Source organism: Pseudomonas sp. NPDC090752 (assembly GCF_055584805.1).
The window spans coordinates 201,028-222,145 of the sequence record NZ_JBVJLI010000008.1 but is presented as its reverse complement, the minus strand read 5'-3'; the positions used below and the strand labels follow the sequence as shown (position 1 = coordinate 222,145).

Below are 21,118 nucleotides of genomic sequence, written 5' to 3'. Positions count from 1 at the left end.
AGGGGTTACTCCTGTTCGCCTGGCTCGGCGTTGGTCACGACGGGGTTGCGCGGGGTGAAGCTGGCCAGCAGGTTGGCCCAGTCTTCGTTTTGCTGAGGGCTGAAGTCTGCTTGCGCGGTGGTTGAGAAGATCAATGCGCGGCCAGGGCTGATTACAAAGGCTGCCTGGCGCTGGTACAGCGGACGGCCCTGGTTCAGGTAGTACGCGTCGATCTGAATGCCGGCAATAGGTGCGGTAGCGGAAAGCGAAACGGCTTTATTGCCCATGCGGGTGTAACCGCGCAGCTTGGACGTGAGCATCTTGATCTGGCGGTCGACATAGGCCTGCAACGCCTCGTCGGGCAGCAGCGTGTCGCGCGATACGGTGATGCTCAACGGCGCGGGCACACTGGCACCTAGAACGAACATGTTCACCGTACGGTCATCAAACCCTTCCGGCAGCGAGATCCCGCCTTCCTGCAACTCGTAATCCATGCGATATAAATTCCTGAAAGCTAAATTTGATGTGTCAGCGCAGTGCCAGGGCATCGAGCATGCGGTCGAACTCGACCAGCCACTGGCTCAGGCCAAGCTTGGTCGGGTCGATCACGCAGGAGATATCCAGCCACTGCGGCTGATTGCTCCCCTCGATAGGCACCAATGCACCGACCAAGCGCCCGTGGCGGGGTTCGTGGCCGGCATTGAAGTGGAAATCCAGGGCTTTCGCCGAGCTGCCAGCGAGGTGGCAGTCACGTTGGCGAATCACCCGCAGTTGCGGATTCCGCTCGCGCAGCGCCCGGATTCCCTCATCGAACAGCTGCTCCAGCGTTTGTCCGGCACGTACATCGCGGCGGCGGATGTTGAGCGTGACCGGCTCACCTTCATGTTCGAGGGTGGTCTGGATGTCGCGGAAACGAAAACCCGTTGGAAACTGCAGATTCAAGCCGCCGAAGGTGAAGCTGCTGGCAATGTTCTGTAGCTCGGCGGGTACAGGGACCGGCTCAGGTACAGGTTCGGCCACCATCGCGGCTTCGGCCAGTTTGGCCAGGCGCTCGGCTTCCTGTTGCGCTTCACGCTTGGCAGATAGGCGGTCATAGATCGAGGGTTTGTACATCACGCCGGCCTCAGTCGTTGATCCGCACAGCGGCACCAGTAATCTGCGTGGTGTCGGTACTGGTGGTGGTGATGACTTTGCCTTTGATCTCGATGCCTTCCGGCGTCAGGGTGATGCTGCTGTCACCCACCTGCAGAATGATGTGTTGCTTGGCCGCCACCTGGATGAACTGATTGTCGACCTGCAGGGTGTATGAGCCTTCGGTAACCTGCACCACCGTATTCTTGGTAACCGTTTCGGTGTGCGTCCCACCTACGGTAATGGTCCGGTTGTTCCCGACATCGTGCTTCTCATCCAGCTCGATCTCGGTATCCATGTTCCGCTCGGCGTGCATGATGATCTGCTCGGCGCCGGCCTTGTCTTCGAAGCGGAAGAAGTTCGCAGTCCCGCCATCACCCTTCATCGACCGGGTCAGGAAACCGCTTTGGGTCTTGTTCGCCGGCAGCGCCCACGGCGGGGTGTTGGTGCTGTTGTACAGGCTGCCCATGATCAGCGGGCGGTCGGGGTTGCCGTCGAGGAACACCACCACCACTTCGTCGCCGACGCGGGGGATCTGGATGCTGCCGAAGCCGCCACTGGCGCCGGACTGGGCAACGCGTACCCAGCAGGAACTGTGGTCGTTGTATTTGCCGTTGCGGTCCCAGTGGAACTGGATCTTCACCCGGCCCAGTTCGTCGGTGAAGATTTCTTCACCCGGTGGGCCGACGATAATTGCCGTCTGCGGGCCGGAAATGGTCGGTTTGGGCGTGCTCAGCTGCGGGCGGAACGGGATCTTCTTGCGTACGCAGCTGAAGGTGTTGAAGTAGCTGGCCTGCTGGCCGCTGAGGTAGTTGTTGTGGCCTTCGCTTTCCACGCTCATCAGCAGGAACTGGCGGTCTTCCACGGCGCCCTGGTCATGGGTGTAATGCTGCAGCAGCTCGAACGTGAACCCGGGCTTCATCGCACGGCAGTTACTGGCGCCTTCGAACTTCTTGCCGCGCAGTTCGAGGGCCTCGATGCGCAAGCGCAGCAGGGTTTCGCCTTCGTCGTAGGTGCCGTGGGTGTATTGGCCGGGGAAGTCGTAGACCTCGAAGTTTTCCACCTCGCCCTGCTTGTTCTTGCTGTTCATCGCCACCGGCAGGCGGTTGTTTGGCTGGCGGTAGTCGAAGGTTTGCGTGGCCATCTTGCCGGCTTGCAGCTGGCGGTTGCCGCTCCACTGGGTGATGGAGTCGGCGGTCTCGGTGACCGAGGCGCTGTGGAAGCGGATCTGCGGTTGCTCGGGGATGTCCACCAGGGTGCTGGAGTCATCGCAGATGATCATGGTGTGGCCTTCGGCGGTGTGCTCGAAGTAGTAGAACATCCCCTCTTCCTCCAGCAGGCGCTGGACGAAGTTGAAGTCGGTTTCGCGGTACTGGGTGATGTAGGTGTAGCGCTTCTGCGGGCGGGTCAGGCGGAATTCGTGACGGGAGAATGCCGGGCACAGGGCGAACACTTCGGTGACGACTTCCTCGACCGTGTTGCCCTGGAAGATTCGCGTGTCGAAGCGGTTCTTGAGCATCGAGAACCACGGGTTGAGGGTGGCCGTGTACCGGGCCATGCCGCCGTCGCTGCCGATGTTGGAAAAGCGCGTGAGGTAACCGGTGATGTACCTGGGGCCGCCTTCGGCAAGCTCGATCTCGATGCTGACCAGCTGGCCCATCATCGATTTGAGCGCCACGCCGGAATCTTCGCAGACCAGCAGCAGTTCGTAGTTGAAGGCCCGCGACAGGGCTTCGACGCCCTTGAAGGTTTCCAGCAGCAGTTCCTGCTCTGGGTTGGCCAGGTTGTGGAACTTGAACAGGCGGCGGTTCTGCGGCGAAAGCAGCGCGGAGGCCAGGTCCATGATCATGCGAAATCTCCTTGAAAACACGGCCAGCACGCTTTTGCGATGCTCAGCAACAACTCTGGAAAGTGCGGCACATCTCGGCATCCGCGCGTAACGCGCGCGCTACGAGCGCATGTGACTGCCTGCATGACGGAAAGTGCCATCATGCGTATCGTTTATTGCGACCTGGTTCACATTGTCGAGCGGCCAGGTTACCTATCCGTAAATCTCCGAGTCCAGTTGATCATGGTGAGGCGCACGCTCAAAGAGCGTGGCGGCCAGCCCCTGGATATGCTCTGACCAGGCTACTTTTGCAACCCATTCAGGTGGCATTCCTGAAACACCGTAAAGAGCACCGGCAAGCTGCCCTGCCGTCGCCGCCACACTGTCGGCATCATCGCCCAGGTTCGCCGCCAACAAGATCGCATCACGGAAATTATCGGTATTCCATACCGCCCATAACGCCGCCTCCAACGTATCGACCACATAACCGGACGAACGAATCATCTCGCGATTTTTAAGCTTGTATTCTCCCGCATTGATCACCAGCGGCCGGGGATAGAGGGCCATTTCTCTCGATGCGAGTGCTTCCTGCTTGTCCGCGCCATTGAGCGCAAGATGCAACAATGTCCCAAACATCTGGCAGCAATTGACTGCTTCCAGCGCTTTGTGGGTCACGTTGCTCTGCGCGCCGCTTTCACGCCAGGTAACCGAGAGCAGGTGACGGCGGAAAATGGCGGTGGGTGCCAGCCGGATGAGCGAGCCATTCCCAGCTGTAGACGGCTCGCGATTCCCTGACCACCTCACGCCTTCGCGCTCCCAACCTTCGAGTGCATTGCGGGTGGCATTACCGATGTCGAAGCACCGCCCGTTAGCGCTGTTTTCGCCATTCCGGTACCAGCGCACCAACGCTTCGGCATTGGTCGCAAAATCAAATTTGTTTGCTGCTAGGTAAGTATCAGCCAGGCAAAGCGCCATACTCGTGTCGTCGGTCCACTCGCCTGCCGCCAACCGGAAAGGCCCGCCGCCAACCATATCGGTGACTTGTGCACGGTCCCGTGGCAGAAACTCCAGGGTCGTACCGACCGCATCGCCGATAGCCAACCCGAGCAAGGCACCCTTTGCACGATCGAGCGCTTGCTCGGTAGTCAGCGTGCATTCTCTGGATACCAACCAGGCAGGCTTGGAATTGGCAGGCGTGGGCGCATCCGGCTTGAGGTTATAGTCCATACGTTGCTGCAGCCGTGGTGACGGCTCCGGCAGCAAATGCGCATAACGCTCAACGTACTCCGACATTACTTCGTTGGAACTTCTCAAATCGATCATGGGATTTCTTCAAGCAGGAAGTGGGTAACAGAACCTTGCTCGATTCTATTGAGGATCTGGAACTGTGTCCCGGAGGGATACAGAATTTCGGCTTCAGGATGCCCGGACAGGAAAGCGATATCCTTGCCCGAGGTGCCGCGAATCATCATCTTGACGTTACCACCGAACGCCCTGGCTTGTTCTGCCGATGTGCTCATGAATGCCAGGTCGCTGGTTGGCATGCCCATTTGCATTCTGGACAGCACATCCGCATCCAGCGTCGTGCCACGCCAGGTTTGAGCGCCCGTAAAGTTGGGCAATCGCGCCAACCCTTCGTTGATGTGATGAGCAAAGGCTTCGAGCTGAGGCGTCATCACGGCCTTGCCTCTCAAAGCCGGGTTGATAGCGTTGTAGCCGTTGAGCGTGTAACCATGAAGGGCACCAATCTGATCGTCAGTCAGCAGTGCCGAAAGATCGCCGTGTGCCACGTTCGCTCGTCGCCGGCCAGCATCGATCCAGTATTCGGCGAGGTCGTGCCCAACGGCGTCGCGCAAGGACATCACCGGCACCGGTGTTGGCTTGGCACTCGCTTGCACCTCAGGTTTACGTACGATCTCTGGCAGCTCGACTTTTTGCAGCGGCGTCGCTTCCTTGATCTGCAATTCCGGCTGAGCCAATAGTTTCGCTTCGTTTCTGGCGAGCCACGCCGCGAATTGCTTGTTGGCTATCTCTGCCTGGAGCTTGGCACTGCGGGTTGCGATACTCTCCACGCTGCCAACCACAGCCGACTTGACCTGACCTCTCAGCAGGTAGGTCACAATGGCGGTAAGCAAAAGCAAAACCAGTTGCGCCTGGCCCTGTGCCAGCTGGCGGGCGGCGCGCTCGACACGCTCCTGTACCAGGGCCGCAGAGCCGCCGGAAGGGTCAAGACCCGCCGGCCTGACCCCCTCCTCAGCGGTCCAGGCGCCGACAAGGCCATCGTGCAATGTGGAGAGGCATGCCGGTAGCCCCCGATAAAAATACTCAGCGATCGCTGACAAGCCCAACGCCATGAGAATCAGGTTTCCAACCTGTAAACCGATCCCGGCTCCGGCCACGGCCCCTGGTGCTGCACCGACACCGAAAGCCAGCGCGCCGAGTGCGCCTCCTGCGGCAGTACCCACCGCAACACTGCCACCCAGGATCATGCACACTTCTTTGACCAGCTCCAGCAGCACCGGCAGAATCTGCTCGATCCCGATCGAGGCCCATTTGCGCTTGAGGTTTTCCTGAAGAATTGGGTAAGACATTGCCAGCGCCTGCTGGACGTTGTCGATGCGGTTGCCACCCATGTAGCCATAGGCCTGGCTTGCGCCATCGCTGAGCCGCCGGGAAAAACCGTCCCAACCATCATGAGCGCTCTGCCATCCCTGACTGATGCTCTGGTTGGCCGCGCTAAGCTTTTGCTCGAGGTTGCGCTCGATGTCTCCCCAGCTGGGGACATTGGTTAAAAGGTCCATTTTTTACATCACAGTCCTTTGAAGATGGCGTGCTTGCCGGATTATGCAGCGAGGCATTGATGGCACATCGATGGCGCACAGGCGTCCGACTACAGCTTCTGCGAAAAATTCCGCCCAGCCGCATTTTCCTCAAGGATGCACGGTGCAGCAATGATGGCAAAAGATCATCATCGAGCGCGGAGCTCACCGATCGCCAAGCCAAGCAGAGCGCCTCGCGCAAAGTCGAGTGTCTGGGCATGTGATAGCGTGCAAGGTTTGTCGCTAATCCAGGCGGGCGTGATACGGGGCAATACGGGTGCGTCGGACTGCAACGTGCAGTCCATGCGCTGGTGCAATTGAGATGACCATTCGGGGAGCACATTGCGAACGGCTACCATGAATCCGCTGCATCACGGTAACGAAAAGGGCTTAATGGCTTATGGATGACTTCATGAGGTTTTTGTATGAGCGATATGGGACATATCAACGACGATTTTCAACGAGATATACAGGTAGCGTGCAGAAAGGCCATCGAGCAATGAAAGGGTCAGGCAAAGCTTCCGTGTTGCGAAGATTTCTGCGCCCGTGCTGGATGACTGCTCCGAACAGCCGAGCCCCGTACAAATACTTGCTGGAGCGAGGCAGGCAACCTCCACCCAGAAAGCGCTCTTCAAGCTTATAGGCCCACGTGACTGATGAAACCGACCTCACCACTCGAGTATGTAGACAAAGCCCTGTTGCTTGCAATCAACCGCCAAAACCGGTTCTCTGGGTTTCCGATCTACGCGACTGTAATTGATCAATTGAGGTACATCAGGACCGTATTCGACGGTACCGAGAAGGATAAATCCAAACTGCACCGGCTCACGATTGGCGCTATCGCCATCAAAGAGTTCGAGCCAACAGATAGGGAGCTCGCCATGGCTTTATCCCAAGTTTATTACATTGCAGAACAGTCAGCTAACGGCCTGAAAATTCGCCTACCTGGCGAAGAATAAATGCTGAGGGAATGCTGGCCGCCAGCGACTGGGAACTCCACTGCTACCTTTGACAGGTTTTAGGTATTGCCACCTTGAAATTCAGACTCTCTGCCGCACTGACGCTCTTGATCTGCTCTGCCGTGGGTTTGCCACCACGCTGACACTCAACGCCCTGGACTATACAACGTGCCCACAATTGAGAAAATCTGGCTCGGCTTGGCAGACCTATTGGGTAAGCCACCCCGGTTTCTGTTTCGTGCCTGATAGTTACACAGACAATAGATGGCCCTGCAAAATGGTAGATGGGAAAAAATTATGCCTTAACATGGATGAGTAACCACATTGCCAGCAGACAGCGCGTGAAGCGGCTCTTGACCATGGCGGCATAGTTTTTTGTGAACATCGGCGCGCCCTCACGGCGAACAGCCTGCCCAGCCACAAGGCAGCACGCATGCTCTGAATCGTTTCAATGTCCATGAATATATATTGACGGTTTTCCCGCTTGCCACCACTGGACTTTCTGGGGCGGCTCGATGGTTTCAACACGTAGTCCTTTGTAATGAAAAATGTCGCTTGTGCTACGCCAGCAATAAGTTACCGCGTAGGCCAGGAGCACCAACACGACGGGCGCGAGCGCCAACATCACCGACGTCGCTGCACCCCAAGGTGTCGACCACGTAGCCGGACGACCTGATCTTCCCGCGGGTTTTCAACTTGTATTCACCCGCATTGTTTCCCAACCTTCGAGGGCGCGTCGCGTGACATTGCCTATGTCGAAGCAGCGGCCGTTGACGCTGTTCTCGCCTTGGCGGTACCAGCGCACCAGTGCATCGGCAAAGGTCGCGTAATCGAACTCACCCTTGGCTGCGTAGGTGACTGCCAGGCACAGGGCCATGCTGGTATCGTGTGTCCACTCACCAGGCGCCAGGCGGAATGGCAGAAGCGAAGTGTGCAGGTCATCTGGCGCCTTGGCACCGATGCCAGCGGGCGTCTGGCCATAGCAAAATGAAACTCAGCAAGGAGCGCTGCAAGCACGTGAAAAACCATCCTGAACTGCACATCAGGTCGCCCATCCTGTTCAGGCTGACGGCCATTGGCCTCGGTCTCGGTATGCTCGGCGTAGGCGCAATTGCGCTCTACGCGCTCTGGGAGGCGCTCATTCCGCTCTACGGTCGTCTATACCGTAATGCGCCAGTCGTTGAGACGCCCCTCATGGCCTTCCTAGCGATCTCCGCGATCCCGGTCACACCCGTGATAATCGTGACAAGCGCGTACTGCGCCTGGACTGGCCGCAAGTTCGACCCGCCTGTGAAATCATGGCTGTATGCGTTCCAGTTGCGCTCCTATCAGCTGACGCTTGCGATGATGTGCGCTGCCCCTGTAATCATCGCAGTGACCTGCGCCACGCTGCTGGCCAAGGACTACTGGTCTTGCCCCAAACTGCGGATCTCAGGCTCCGGATGGCAAATGTTCTGGGTGAACGATGAGCGCGTGTGCTTCAAGCCCGATTCTTACATCAACGACCACTGGCCGTGCAAAGTTGTCGGGAACAAGAACATGTGCGTTCAGGTGGACGGCAGGTAGCAGCTTCAACCCCTGCCGCCAAACGACACGGTCGACGAGGAACCAAGATGCAGTTCTGCGATACCTTCACCAGCACTGAATTCCGATTCTCCTTGGGCACCGAGGCAAGCTCCAACCGCCGTTACCTCTCAATACCGGTCAGCAATGGCTTGGTCGATTACGAGGAGTACTACGCGATCGAGCAGGCTCGCTTCGACACCTGGATGCGCGATCCGGCAGCCGCCGTGCCAACCGTAATCAGGTGCCGCCGTCGGCTGATAGATCATGCGCTGATAATGCAACCGGGGGCTAACCGGGGCACTGCGGATGGATGCGATTTGAGCGTGGCAGAAGTGGCAGCGGTCATGGCGCGCATTGCCTGGCTTTTGCGCGATGGGGAATGCTCCGACTGGGCCCGCGGTATCGAGGGCCTTCGCGTGAGGCTGTTGGTCGACAGTCATGAGGTTCGCAAGAGGATGTTGGCCATGTATTGCGGCATGGGTTCGCTATGTGATCAGGTGCTGTATCGCGAGGGCGTGGTTCTGATTGAGGCCACTGATGAGCTCCATGAGCTGCTTGGATGGTTGTATGACTGGGGGCTTGCGGGGCGATTGGCAGACAACAAGCTGCGGTAGCAAAGCGGGTCTGAGTCTACAAAAGCCTGCGAGTGCGCCGCCTAATCCTGTGGGAGCGGGCTTGTCCCGCGAAACAGACACCGCGCAAGATGGCACGGGCTGCGCCCGTGTTCGCGGGGCAAGCCCGCTCCCACAGGAATCGCGCAATTTTTTAAATTTTGAGCAAGGCGGTTGCTCGCACGAAGGCGCCCCATGCGCCGTATTCCGTCGCATTGCCATCATTGGATGGCCCGGAATAAAGCGCTTCGCGTGGAATTTCACACTGCCAGAAATGAGACCTGCTTCACCTTTTGTTAAACATTTTTTGATCTTTTTTCTAGACCGTTTGTGTCGCCTGAAACCCCTTCCCCGTGGGGCCAAGCCCCTATTTTGCGTGCCCAAAACGCGCAAGCAATATCAATGCGACATCATTGCGCCGCGTCACAAACAACGAAAAAATCGCCGCCCTCGCTGGAACTTCTTCAAACGCGAGGTGCCCTACACGGCATTGCTGGCAACACGATATTCATGTGCCAGTACCGAGTTTCAAGTCCGCGCCACCGGCGTATCAGGACGATTCAAAAGGCTCATGGACGATGTACCGATGACTCAGACATTCGATGTCGAAGCACTGATCAAGCTGCGCAGCCAGACGCGGGCGATTGCCGATGCGTTGAAGGCGCAGGCGTCGGATTACCTCGCCACCGCGGCGCCGCTGATTCGTCCGCAAAACTTGTTCGGCGAATACCTGCAGGGCGCGCAGCGCAGCAGCGGGCGCGAAACCCAGGGCCACTTCCAGTCGCTTATCGAACTCTACGAGCGCATCGGCTCGGCCGCGCCCTTCCAGCTGGTCAGCGAACTGGAAGTGCCGCTCAACCTCATCAGCACCACCCCCGAACTCTTCCCCCTGGAATACGACAAGGTCCTCGCCCCGAGCGGCCAGGTCATCCGTATCACCAGCCCGGTGCGCTGGGTGGTGGGCTTCCAGGGCTTCGAGCTGGCGCGCTTTCGCAGCGTGATCAACGACCCCAACCGCAGCAGCGCCGAGCTGTACCGCTTCGTGGTGCACTACCTGGTGCTGTTCTACTGCCTGAGCAAGTCGCCGGGCCTTGGCCGGCTGTTCGAAGGCCTTCGTTTCAGCCTGAGCTTCGAGCGCCTCAAGGGCCTGGGCGACCTGCCCTTCTGCATCATCAGCTCGCCGGTGCGTTCGGAACTTCCGGACGATTCGGTCATCCGTAGCAGCACGCAAATTGCCGGCAACACCAGTTTCGAAGAGCTGGTGGGGCGCGACAACATTCTGGAAATGAACGACGAAATCCGTCAGCGCCTGCTGGCGACGATCGAAGGTCTGTAACGCGCAGGGCCCGGCAACGGGCCGCGCAATGATTCGCAGCGAATTGCTCGCACTGGAGAACACGATGGCGAAGAAGGAAAGTACCCAGCACAAACTCGACCGCATCCGCGCGCCTCGGGTCCATATCACCTACGACGTGGACATCGGCGATGCGCTCGAGAAAAAAGAGCTGCCCTTTGTCGTCGGCGTGCTGGGCGACTTCTCCGGCAACCCGCTGGAACCTTTGCCCAAGCTCAAGGACCGCAAGTTCGTCTTCATCGACCGCGACAATTTCAACGGCGTGCTCAAGGGCATCAAGCCGCGCCTGACCTACCGCGTCGACAACACCCTGGCCAAAAACGGCACTCAACTGGGCGTCGAACTGAACTTCAACAGCCTGGAAGACTTCGAGCCGCAGAACGTGGTCAAGCAGGTCGAGCCGCTGCGCAAGCTGCTGGAAGTGCGTAACAAGCTGGCCGACCTGCGCAACAAGATGGGTGGCAACGACAAGCTCGAAGAGCTGCTGATGGACGTGCTGCAGAACACCGAGAAGCTGAAAACCCTGGGCAAGGAATTCGGTCGCGAGGCCGCCGTCCCCGCCACCGACGGCAAAGAGTAAGCAGGAGCCAGACGATGACCGACAAGCAAACATTGCCGCAACAGGACACCGACCTGGTCGAAGTGGAAAACTTCGCCCCCCAGGCCTCGCTGCTCGACAGCATCATTTCGCAAAGCCGTGTGGCCCGCTCCGACACCGAGCGCAACCGCACCCGCGACCTGATCGGTGAGCTGGTCAACCAGGTGCTCGAGGGTGAGATGACCCCGAGCAAGGACCTGATCGCCGTGCTCGACGCGCGCATCGCCGAAATCGATTCGATGCTCTCCGAGCAGATGAACGAGATCATGCACGCCCGTGAATTCCAGCAGCTGGAAGCGTCCTGGCGCGGCCTGAAGTACCAGGTCGACCAGACCGAAACCAGCACCACGCTGAAGATCCACCTGCTCAACGCCTCGAAGAAAGACCTGGTGCGCGACCTCAAGGCCGCCAGCGAATTCGACCAGAGCGCGCTGTTCAAGAAGGTCTACGAAGAAGAGTACGGCACCTTCGGTGGCGCCCCGTTCGGCATGCTGATCGGTGACTACGAGTTCAACCGCAACCCCGAAGATATGTACCTGCTCGAAGAGATTTCGCACGTGGCCGCCGCGGCTCACGCGCCGTTCATTTCGGCCGCCTCGCCGGAGCTGTTCGGTTGGGATTCGTTCACCGATATGTCGGGCCCGCGCGACCTGGCAAAAATCTTCGACACCGTCGAATACGCCAAGTGGAAGTCGTTCCGCGCTTCGGAAGATTCTCGTTATGTCGGCCTGACCCTGCCACACGTGCTGGGCCGCCTGCCGTATGGCCCGGATACCACCCCGGTGGAAGAATTCAACTTCGTCGAAAGCGTCGACGGCCGTGACCACAACAAGTACCTGTGGATGAACGCCGCCTACGCCCTCGGCACCCGCGTCACCGATGCCTTCGCCCGCTACGGCTGGTGTGTGGCGATCCGCGGCGTCGAAGGTGGCGGCCTGGTCGAAGGCCTGCCGACCCACACCTTCAAGACCGACGACGGCGAAATCGCCCTCAAGTGCCCGACCGAAATCGCCATCACCGACCGCCGCGAAAAAGAGCTGTCCGACCTTGGCTTCATTCCGCTGGTGCACTGCAAGGGCACCGACTACGCCGCGTTCTTCGGCACCCAGTCGACGCAGAAGCAGAAGCAGTACAACACCGACATCGCCAATGCCAACGCACGCCTGTCGGCGCAGCTGCAGTACATCTTCGCCACCTCGCGTATCGCCCACTACATGAAGGCGATCATGCGCGACAAGATCGGCAGCTTCGCTTCGCGCATGGATGTCGAGCGCTTCCTCAACCAGTGGCTGGCCAGCTACGTGCTGCTCGACGACACCGCCAGCCAGGAAGCCAAGGCCAAGTTCCCGCTGCGCGAAGCCCGCGCCGAGGTGTTCGAAGTGCCAGGCAAGCCTGGCGTGTACAAGGCCGTGACTTACCTGCGCCCGCACTACCAGCTCGACGAACTGACCGCCTCGCTGCGCCTGGTCGCCGAACTGCCGCAAGGCGCCCGCGGCTGACCGGCCGGTGTGTACAGGGATGACACATGAGTAACCAGGCCCGCCTGCTGCCCTCGCTGCTCGACCGACTGCTGGACGACCGTCCTTACCAGTCGGCCGAGCCGGCCCTGCAGCGCACCTGTTCGCTGGCCGAGTACAAGGCGAGCATCGTCCGCGACCTGGAGGTACTGGTGAATACCCGCCAGTCCCTGGTCGCCGAGGAGCTCGACGGCTTCAGCCAGCTCGGTGGTTCCATCCTTGAATACGGCATGCCCGACTTCATCAGCCGCAGCGTGCTCGATCCGCACGACCGCCGCCTGATCCAGCAACAGCTGGAGCGGGCGATCACTACCGGTGACCGGCGTTTTCGCCGGGTCCGTGTACAGCTGTTGGCCCAGCAGAACGGCCACCGCATGTTGACCTTCCGCGTGGACGCCGTGTTGCGCCTGCAGGACATCAGCCGCCAGGTGTCATTCGACGCCGTGCTGCAGGTCAACACCCAGGAATACAAAGTGCAGAACCTCAACTGATGCTCGACGAACTGCTGCCCTATTACGAAAAGGAACTGTCGCACCTGCGCTTCCTCGGCCAGGAGTTTGCTGCGCAGTACCCGAAAATCGCCTCGCGGCTGCTGATCGAGGGCGACAACTGCGAAGACCCGCACACCGAGCGTTTGATCGAAGCGTTCTCGTTCCTGTCGGCGCGCGTGCATAAAAAGCTCGATGACGAGTTTCCGGAAATCGTCGAGTCGTTCCTTGAGGTGCTGTACCCGCACTACCTGCGCCCTACCCCGTCGATGTCGATCGCCGAGCTGAGCCTGGGCAAGCACGAGAAAGTCACCGAAGCCTACCGCGTGGCCCGGCACACCGAGATGCACGCCAATGCCGTCGAAGGCGTGGTGTGCAAATTCCGCACTTGCTACCCGGTGGAATTGTGGCCGATTGCCGTGCAACAGGCTTCGTTCGCCGAGATGGAGCGCTCAGCGTTCAACGGCCACAGCGCCGACCTGGTAGCGCGGCTGCGCATTCGCCTGCAAGCCACCAGCAATACCCTGTTCGGCCAGATGGAAGTTGATCGTTTGCGCTTCTTCCTCGATGGCGAAGCGACGCTCATGCACCAGCTGTACGAGCTGCTGTTCAACAACCTGGCCAAAGCCACCCTGAGCTTCCAGGATGAAGGCCGCAGCCGTGAAGTCGCCCTGCCTGCCGATGCCCTGAAAGCCGTTGGCTATGCCCGCGACGAGGGCCTGGTGGACTATTCCGAGCGCTCGTTCCTGGGCTACCGCCTGCTGCACGAGTACTTCACCTTCCCCGACAAATTCATGTTCTTCGACCTCTGCGGGTTTGCCCGCATCCTGCAGGGCAAGGCCATCGAACAGGTCGAGATCAACTTCTACTTCAACGACTACGACCTCAGCGAGCGCCTGGCGCGGCTGACCCAGAACATCGGGCGCAACAACTTCAAGCTCAACTGCACGCCGATCATCAACCTGTTCCGCCAGCAGGCCGAGCCGGTCAAGCTCACCCATACCCAGCACGAGTACCCGGTCACCCCCGACATTCGTCTGCACAACGCCGCCGAAGTGGTCTCGATCGACCGCGTGCGCCGCGTGCGCAAGCTGGGCGGCATCGACCACGTCGGCACCTGCCAGCCGTTCTTCGAGCCGCGTGGCGAGCAAGACCCGCACAACAGCTTCTGGATCGCCCGCCGGCGCAACCAGGGCGACGCCACCGCCATGAGCATCCGCGTGGTGGACCGCGACCTGGAACTGATCGACGGCAACAGCGACACCCTCAGCATCAGCCTCACCTGCAGCAACCGCGATGTGCCCTTGATGCTGCCGTTCGGTGGCGAGCGTGGTGACTTCAACATCCCGGCCAACTCGGTGATCAAGGACATCCGCTGCCTGCGCAAGCCCACGGCCACCGTGCGCGTACCGCTGGGCAAAGGCCTGATCTGGCGGTTGATCGCGCACCTGTCGCTCAACCACCTGTCGCTGGTCAGCCAGGGCCGCGAAGTGCTGCTCGAACTGCTGTCGCTGTACAACTACCGCAACGTGTCGGCCATCCGCAAACAGATCAACGGCATCAAGACGATCAGCAGTGAACCGGTGGTCGCACGCATCGGCCACCCGCGGCCGAACTTCGTGCGCGGCGTGGGCATCACCCTGACCTTCGACGAAAGCCAGTTCACCGGCAGCGGCGTGTTCCTGTTCGGCATGGTGCTGGATCACTTCTTCGGCCAGTACTGCTCGATGAACAGCTTCACCCAACTGACCCTGCGTACCCAACAACGAGAAAAGAGAGTCGTCCAATGGCCAGCACGAACTGGCGATCAGCCCCTGGTCTGATCGATCAAGCCAGAGCCGAGCCGCACCGATTCGAATTCTTTCAGTTGGTGCGCTTGCTCCGCCTGCACTACAGCCGCACCGGGCGCATGGACCTGGCGACCCGGCCGCACGAGGACCCGCTGCGTTTTCGCAGTCAGCTGTCGCTGGCGTTCCCCGCCAGCGAGGTCAGCGACCTGCACTTCGAGCGCGAGGGCAAGGTGTCGACCGCCGGGTTGCCGCTGTCGGAAGTCCAGGTGACCTTCATGGGCCTGGTCGGGCCGTCGGGCGTGCTGCCGCGCCCGTACACCGAGCTGCTGCTGGAGCGCCACGTGCAGTACCGCGACGATGCCGCCCATGCGTTTCTCGACATCTTCTCGCACCGCATGACCACGCTGTTCTACGAAGCCTGGCAGAAGTACAAGTTCCATATCGAGCACGAGCGCAACGGCACTTCGGGCTTCGATGGCTACCTGCTCAACCTGGTCGGCCTGGGCCCGCGTGCCCAGCAGTTGAAATTCGAGCGCCAACAGCCGGTGCTGCGCCGCGAACTGTTCAGCTACTTCGCCGGGCTGCTCAGCCAGAAGCCGCGTAATGCGCTGAACCTGGAGCGGATGCTCGGCTTCTATTTCGGCCTGCCGATCCAGGTCAAGCAGTTCGCCGGCCGCTGGCTCAACTTGCAGCCAGAGCAGTGCACCCAGCTGGGCCGCAAGAACGCCCAGCTGGGCCGCAGCGCGGTGGCCGGTAACCGCGTGTGGGATTACCAGTCGTGCATCCGCATCGAGCTGGGCCCCCTGGCGCTGGCCGATTACCAGCGTTTTCAGCCCGGCACCGAGGACTACAACAAGCTGGTCGAGCTGGTGCGCTTCTATGTAGGCGCTGAGCTTGACTTCGAAATCGCCCCTCGCCTCAAGCGCGAGGCCGTACCGCGCGCCCAACTTGGCCGCAGCGGCAACGTCTCGCTGGGCTGGCTGGGCTGGCTCAAACGCCCTGGCCGTGACGCGGAGCCTTCGCGTTGCGCCGTTTTCCATATTCCTTACGATGGGGTCGCCTTGTGAACCTGAAGTCTCTGTTCGCCAAGCTCAACGAAACCAGCCGCACGGCCACTGAAAGCGCGGCGGCCCTGTGCCTGTCTGAGCATCATTACGATGTCGAGGTCGAGCACTTGCTGCTGCAGCTGCTCGACAACAGCGACTGCGACCTGCCGCCCATCCTGCGCCACTACGACGTGGTCGCCGAGCGCCTGCAAGCTCAATTGGTCACTGCCCTGGGCACCTTCAAGAAGGGCAACACCCGCACCCCGGCGCTGTCGCCGCACATCACCCGCATGATCGAACAAGCCTGGGTACTGGCCTCGATCGAATACGGCGTCGGCCAGGTACGCAGCGCCCATCTGCTGCAAGCACTGCTCGACGACGCCGAACTGCGCCGCGTGGTGATCGCCTCGGCACCGGAGCTGGAAAAGATCAACGCCGACGACCTGCGCCTGAACCTCAGCGCCCTGGTCGAAGGCAGCGCCGAATCGAAACATGCCAGCCCCTTGGCCAGCCCGGCAGCGCCGGTGGCGAATGCAGGCAAAGTCGGTGGCAAGACGCCGGCCCTGGATCAATACACCGTCAACCTTACCCAGAGTGCCCGCGAAGGCCGCATCGACCCGGTGCTCGGCCGCGAGTTCGAAGTGCGGCAGATGGTCGACATCCTCACCCGCCGCCGCCAGAACAACCCGATCCTCACCGGCGAAGCCGGTGTCGGCAAGACTGCCGTGGTCGAAGGCCTGGCCCTGCGCATTGCCCAGGGTGACGTGCCGACGGTACTCAAGGAGGTGGCGCTGCACACTCTCGACTTGGGCCTGCTGCAAGCCGGCGCCGGGGTCAAGGGCGAGTTCGAGAACCGCCTGAAGTCGGTCATCGAAGAGGTCAAGCGCAGCGTTCATCCCATCATCCTGTTCATCGACGAAGCCCACACCCTGATCGGTTCCGGCGGCCAGGCCGGGCAGAACGATGCCGCCAACCTGCTCAAGCCAGCCCTGGCCCGTGGTGAGCTGCGTACCATCGCCGCCACCACCTGGGCCGAGTACAAGAAGTACTTCGAGAAGGACGCCGCCCTCGCCCGCCGCTTCCAGGTGGTCAAGGTCGAAGAGCCCGACGAAGACAAGGCCATCCACATGCTGCGCGGCCTGCTCGGCAAGATGCGCGAACACCACAAGGTGGCGGTGATGGACGAAGCGCTGGTGCAGGCCGTGCGCCTGTCCAACCGCTACATCACCGGCCGCCAGTTGCCCGACAAGGCCGTCAGCGTGCTCGACACCGCCTGCGCCCGCATCGCCCTGGCGCAATCGTCGCAGCCCGGTGCGCTGGAGGACAGCCGCCGCCACATCGATAACCTGCAAGCCGAAATCGCCGTGCTCGACCACGAAGCCGGCAAAGGCCACGACCATGAGCGCCGCCTTGGCGAGCTGCAAAGCGCCCTGCAGGCTGAGCAGGAACAAGAGCAGCGGCTGACCGCTCAGTGGCAGCAAGAGCTGGAGCTGGTCGAGCAACTCAAGGCACTGGACAGCGCCACGCAAGCCGACGCCGAGCAACTCAACGCCCTGCGCGCCGAACTCAGCCAGGTGCAAGGCGACCAGCCACTGGTGCACGCCCTGGTCGACGCCGGTGCCATCGCCCAGGTGATCAGCGGCTGGACCGGCATCCCGCTGGGCAAGATGCTGCGTGACGAAATCGATACCGTGCAGCGCCTGCCAGCCCTGCTCGGCGAACGCGTGCTGGGCCAGGACCACGCGCTGCACGAGATCGGCAAGCGCATCAAGATTTCCCGTGCGCGCATGGAAGACCCGAACAAACCGATCGGCGTGTTCCTGCTGCTCGGTCCCAGCGGCGTCGGCAAGACCGAAACTGCGCTGGCCCTGGCCGACACCCTGTACGGCGGCGAGCGCAACCTGATCACCATCAACATGTCCGAGTACCAGGAGGCCCACACCGTGTCGAGCCTCAAGGGCTCCCCGCCCGGCTACGTCGGCTACGGCGAAGGCGGCGTGCTGACCGAAGCCGTGCGCCGCAAACCGTACAGTGTGGTCCTGCTGGACGAAGTGGAAAAGGCCCACCCTGACGTGCTCGAACTGTTCTTCCAGGTGTTCGACAAGGGCGTGCTGGACGATGGCGAAGGCCGCGAGATCAACTTCCGCAACACGGTGATCATCCTCACCTCCAACACCGGCACCGAACGCATCATGCAGACCTGCTTGAACGCCGAGACACTGCCCACGCCCGAGGCCATCGTCGAGGGCCTGCGCGACGAACTCAACCGGGTGTTCAAGCCGGCCTTCCTCGGCCGCCTGAGCATCGTGCCGTTCTACCCGGTGCAGGACCAGATCCTCGAGCGCATCGTAGCCCTCAAGCTCGACCGCATCGCCAAGCGCTTCGCCCGCAACCACCAGGCCGAGCTGAGCTACGACGACGCCCTGGTCAAGGCCATCGCGGCGCGCTGCACCGAGGTCGACAGCGGCGCGCGCAACATCGACAACATCCTGTCGCGCACCTTGATGCCCGAACTGGCCCAGCACGTGCTCGAACGCATGGCCCAGGACGCGCCGATCGAGCGCTTGACGATCGAACTGGGCAGCGATGGCGACTTCGCCTATCGCCTGGCCTGAACGCGTACCTGGAGGTTTAGCCGTCATGCACCACAAGCACACCCCACTCATGCGCCTGAGCGCCGTCGTCCTGCTGCTGGCGCTCGCCGGCTGCGGGGTCACCGACCGCATCGGCAAGCGCATGGACGACAGCTGGGCGGCCGACATGCTGGCCGACAGCGAGAAGGTCATCCTGACCTCCGATGGCGGCAACCAGCTCAACCCCGATGTCGAGGGCAAACCCCTGTCGGTGGTGATGCGCGTGTACCAGCTGACCGACCTCGAACGCTTCGCCGCGACCGATGCCGACACCCTGTGGGATGCCCCGGAAAAAGCCCTTGGCAACACCTTGGTGGAAGCCCGCGAGCTCACCCTGCTGCCGGGCATCGGCCAGGTCGACCAGTGGCCGCTGGCAAAGAGTGCGCGTTACGTCGGCGTGGCGGCGTTCTTCCGCGATGAACAGGATGCCCGCTGGAAAGTCGCTTTCGATGCCAACTCGTTGCGCAAGGACGGCATCTGGTTCTCTTCGGACGGCCTGCGCATTCTGGTCGACAAGACCGCGATCACCGCGATGCGTGGCGAGGATGTCCTCAACAAGCCACCGACCGCTCAGCAACTGGCGGCTGCACAGAGCAAAGACGCAGCGCCGACCCTGGGCGACAAGGTGCAGGACGCGCTGATCGACAAGGCCACCGATGCCGCCGGCCAGTCGGCGCAGAAAGCCATGGATTCAACCTTCAACTCTTTAGTGGATAGCGTCAAATGAGCAAGCAGAGCCGGGTGATGTGGTCGGAAGGCATGTTCCTGCTGCCCCAGCACTTCCAGTATCAGGATGAATTCCACCAGCACCAGCTGGCCGAGGCGACCCTGCGTGGCACCCCGTTCCACTGGGGCGTGCAGGCATTGCAGGTGGACGAGGATGCCCTGGCCAACGGTTCGCTGCAGCTCAAGCGCCTGAAACTGGTGTTCCCCGACGGCAGCCTGTACGACGCGCCGCAACACGACCCGCTGCCGGCCGCACGCGACCTCAAGGACCTGCTCAAGGCCAACGACCTGAAGGTCTATGCGGCGCTCAAGCTGCCCGAGCCGTTTGGCCTCAACTATGTCGAGGACGGCCAGGAGCACAAGGCCTCACGGCGCTTCCGCAAGCAGTTCGACACCCTCCCCGACCTCAACGAGGGCGAGCTGGAAAACGAAATCACCAGCCTGCGCCTGAACGTGGTGCTGCTGGTCGACGGCGACAGTCTCGATGGCTACAGCCATTGCCCGCTGGCCAAGCTGACGCGCAACAGCATGGGCGGCTTCAACCTCGACCCGCACTTCGTTCACCCGACCCTGCACCTGGGCAACCACGAGACCTTGGCCGGTATCGGCAAACGCTTGCTCGGCGCCTTGCAGGCCAAGAGCAAAGCGCTGTCGGGCCGGCGCCGTGAACGTGCAGACCAGATCGCCGAGTTCGGCTCCAGCGACGTGACGTTGTTCTGGCTGTTGAACACTGTTAACCGCGCTCACCCGCAACTGGCTCACCTGCTGGCCCATCCGCGCTTGCACCCGGAGCGCCTGTACCTGTTCCTGGCCGACCTGGCCGGCGGCCTGCTGACGTTCACCCTGGATACCCAGCTCAGCGACCTCCCCGAGTACGACCACCACGACCCAGCCGCTTCGCTGGTCAAGCTCGACGAGATGATCCGAGTGATGCTCGACAACGTCGTGCCCAACCAGTGCATCGTCATCAACCTCAACCAGACCAAGCCGTCCTACTGGCAGGGGCAACTGCGTGACCCGCGCCTGGCCGAGGCCGACTTCTATATCTCCGTGCAGGCCGACATGCCCGGTGCCAGCCTGCTGGAGCTGGTGCCGCGGGCGTTCAAGGTCGGCTCGCCGGAAGACATCGAAGTGGTGGTCAACAGCGCCATGCCCGGGGTCACGCTCAACCATGCCGCGCGGCTGCCCAATGCGATCCCGGTGCGCCTGGACAACCAGTACTTCGCCATCGAGCCACACGGCAACGTCTACGAGCGGATGATGAACGCCCAGACCATCTGCTTCTACGCGCCCAGCGCCTTTACCAACCTCAAGCTTGAACTGATGGCGGTGCTCAAATGACCGAAGCTGTACTGCAACAGGGCGCCGTTGCGGCCGCCGATGGCAAACCGACCCTCAAGGACCTGGTCCAGGACTTCATCAGCATGGCGCTGATCGTTCGCCGGGGTCGCGAAGTCACTTCCGTACAGGCATTCGAAGGCAGCGTCGAGCGCTTCTTCGCTAACCTCGAGCGCGACGCCCGCGCTGCCAATTACAGTGTCGAACAGGTCAAGGACACCCAGTACGCCCTGTGCGCGTTCCTCGACGAAAGCGTGCTGCGCTCGGGCGATAACGAGCTGCGCCGGCACTTCGAGCTGCAGCCGCTGCAGTTCCGCTACTTCGGCGTACACCTGGCTGGCGAGGGCTTCTTTGAAAAAGTCGACGCCCTGCGCGCCGACGTCAAACAAAACCTCGAGGTGCTGGAGGTTTATCACCTGTGTCTGGCGTTGGGTTTCGAGGGCAAATTCAGCCTCGGCCAGAAAGACCAGCTGCGTTATTTGGCCAATTCCCTGGGCCAGGACATCGCGCGCTACCGCAAGCCGCCCAAAGCGCTGTCGCCGGACTGGGCCCTGCCCGACCAGGTGTCGCAGATGCTGCGTCATGAAGTGCCGTTGTGGGTGTACCTGGTGCTGATCGCGCTGGTCTGTGTCGCGGTTTACCTGACACTCGACTGGTTGCTGGACAAGGACGTCGCCGCCCTTTCCGAACAAATCCGCCAGCTGTTCAGTGCCTGAGCACACCTCAGGTAGCCGA

18 protein-coding genes and 1 pseudogene are annotated in these 21,118 nt (G+C 61.2%); 13 read left to right on the top strand and 6 right to left on the bottom strand.

Going from position 1 to position 21,118, the window contains the following annotated elements; translation table 11 throughout:
* Positions 1 to 5: 5 nt before the first annotated feature.
* From ACZ6YA_RS13725 to ACZ6YA_RS13705, 5 genes are all read right to left on the bottom strand, one after another.
* Positions 6 to 473, bottom strand: a complete 468-nt coding sequence (locus ACZ6YA_RS13725; RefSeq protein ID WP_465897662.1) for a DcrB-related protein — start codon at positions 471 to 473, stop codon at positions 6 to 8.
* A gap of 34 nt (positions 474 to 507) precedes the next feature.
* Complete coding sequence (locus ACZ6YA_RS13720) at positions 508 to 1,092, bottom strand: DcrB-related protein (RefSeq protein ID WP_465897661.1); 585 nt, start codon at positions 1,090 to 1,092, stop codon at positions 508 to 510.
* Positions 1,093 to 1,102: 10 nt separating this feature from the next.
* Positions 1,103 to 2,959, bottom strand: coding sequence for a type VI secretion system Vgr family protein (locus ACZ6YA_RS13715; RefSeq protein WP_465897660.1), 1,857 nt, complete (start codon positions 2,957 to 2,959; stop codon positions 1,103 to 1,105).
* A 192-nt stretch (positions 2,960 to 3,151) separates the two neighbouring features.
* Positions 3,152 to 4,261, bottom strand: coding sequence for an ADP-ribosylarginine hydrolase Tri1 (gene tri1, locus ACZ6YA_RS13710; protein ID WP_465897659.1), 1,110 nt, complete (start codon positions 4,259 to 4,261; stop codon positions 3,152 to 3,154).
* Positions 4,258 to 5,739 (bottom strand): DUF6861 domain-containing protein, encoded by a 1,482-nt coding sequence (locus ACZ6YA_RS13705; protein ID WP_465897658.1) that lies wholly within the window; start codon positions 5,737 to 5,739, stop codon positions 4,258 to 4,260. Before ACZ6YA_RS13705 ends, tri1 begins: the two co-directional genes overlap by 4 nt.
* A 674-nt stretch (positions 5,740 to 6,413) precedes the next feature.
* On the opposite strand from ACZ6YA_RS13705, the gene ACZ6YA_RS13700 reads away from it, so the two are divergent.
* Positions 6,414 to 6,716 carry an immunity protein Tsi6 family protein gene (locus tag ACZ6YA_RS13700; protein ID WP_465897657.1) on the top strand — a complete coding sequence of 101 codons (303 nt, stop codon included), beginning with the start codon at positions 6,414 to 6,416 and terminating at the stop codon, positions 6,714 to 6,716.
* Positions 6,717 to 7,431: 715 nt separating this feature from the next.
* On the opposite strand, the pseudogene ACZ6YA_RS13695 reads toward ACZ6YA_RS13700, so the two are convergent.
* Positions 7,432 to 7,635: pseudogene (locus tag ACZ6YA_RS13695) on the bottom strand (ADP-ribosylglycohydrolase family protein); the annotation flags it as partial.
* 98 nt (positions 7,636 to 7,733) lie between these two features.
* Here ACZ6YA_RS13695 and ACZ6YA_RS13690 point away from each other — a divergent pair.
* The 12 genes from ACZ6YA_RS13690 to icmH all read left to right on the top strand — a co-directional run bounded on the left by ACZ6YA_RS13690 (position 7,734) and on the right by icmH (position 21,099).
* Positions 7,734 to 8,282, top strand: a complete 549-nt coding sequence (locus tag ACZ6YA_RS13690) for a hypothetical protein (RefSeq protein WP_465897669.1) — start codon at positions 7,734 to 7,736, stop codon at positions 8,280 to 8,282.
* Positions 8,283 to 8,329: 47 nt separating this feature from the next.
* A complete protein-coding gene (locus ACZ6YA_RS13685) occupies positions 8,330 to 8,896 on the top strand; it encodes a DUF6966 domain-containing protein (RefSeq protein WP_465897656.1) in 567 nt (188 codons plus the stop codon).
* A gap of 583 nt (positions 8,897 to 9,479) precedes the next feature.
* A complete protein-coding gene (locus tag ACZ6YA_RS13680) occupies positions 9,480 to 10,229 on the top strand; it encodes a hypothetical protein (RefSeq protein ID WP_465897655.1) in 750 nt (249 codons plus the stop codon).
* A 64-nt stretch (positions 10,230 to 10,293) separates the two neighbouring features.
* A complete protein-coding gene (tssB, locus tag ACZ6YA_RS13675; protein WP_465897654.1) occupies positions 10,294 to 10,827 on the top strand; it encodes a type VI secretion system contractile sheath small subunit in 534 nt (177 codons plus the stop codon).
* Positions 10,828 to 10,841: 14 nt separating this feature from the next.
* Entirely contained in the window at positions 10,842 to 12,344 is a 1,503-nt protein-coding gene (gene tssC / locus ACZ6YA_RS13670; protein WP_465897653.1) for a type VI secretion system contractile sheath large subunit, read from the top strand.
* 26 nt (positions 12,345 to 12,370) lie between these two features.
* The gene (gene tssE / locus ACZ6YA_RS13665; RefSeq protein ID WP_465897652.1) at positions 12,371 to 12,853 is read left to right on the top strand and encodes a type VI secretion system baseplate subunit TssE; all 483 of its coding nucleotides are present in this window, start codon (positions 12,371 to 12,373) and stop codon (positions 12,851 to 12,853) included.
* Complete coding sequence (tssF, locus tag ACZ6YA_RS13660) at positions 12,853 to 14,673, top strand: type VI secretion system baseplate subunit TssF (protein WP_465897651.1); 1,821 nt, start codon at positions 12,853 to 12,855, stop codon at positions 14,671 to 14,673. Before tssE ends, tssF begins: the two co-directional genes overlap by 1 nt.
* Complete coding sequence (tssG, locus tag ACZ6YA_RS13655) at positions 14,637 to 15,707, top strand: type VI secretion system baseplate subunit TssG (RefSeq protein WP_465897650.1); 1,071 nt, start codon at positions 14,637 to 14,639, stop codon at positions 15,705 to 15,707. Before tssF ends, tssG begins: the two co-directional genes overlap by 37 nt.
* Positions 15,704 to 18,301: a type VI secretion system ATPase TssH gene (tssH, locus tag ACZ6YA_RS13650; protein ID WP_465897649.1), complete on the top strand. Its 2,598-nt coding sequence runs from the start codon at positions 15,704 to 15,706 to the stop codon at positions 18,299 to 18,301. Before tssG ends, tssH begins: the two co-directional genes overlap by 4 nt.
* A gap of 25 nt (positions 18,302 to 18,326) precedes the next feature.
* A complete protein-coding gene (tssJ, locus tag ACZ6YA_RS13645; RefSeq protein ID WP_465897648.1) occupies positions 18,327 to 19,046 on the top strand; it encodes a type VI secretion system lipoprotein TssJ in 720 nt (239 codons plus the stop codon).
* The gene (gene tssK, locus ACZ6YA_RS13640; protein WP_465897647.1) at positions 19,043 to 20,386 is read left to right on the top strand and encodes a type VI secretion system baseplate subunit TssK; all 1,344 of its coding nucleotides are present in this window, start codon (positions 19,043 to 19,045) and stop codon (positions 20,384 to 20,386) included. The genes tssJ and tssK overlap by 4 nt, the downstream gene beginning before the upstream one ends.
* Positions 20,383 to 21,099, top strand: coding sequence for a type IVB secretion system protein IcmH/DotU (icmH, locus tag ACZ6YA_RS13635; protein WP_465897646.1), 717 nt, complete (start codon positions 20,383 to 20,385; stop codon positions 21,097 to 21,099). The genes tssK and icmH overlap by 4 nt, the downstream gene beginning before the upstream one ends.
* Positions 21,100 to 21,118: the final 19 nt, after the last annotated feature.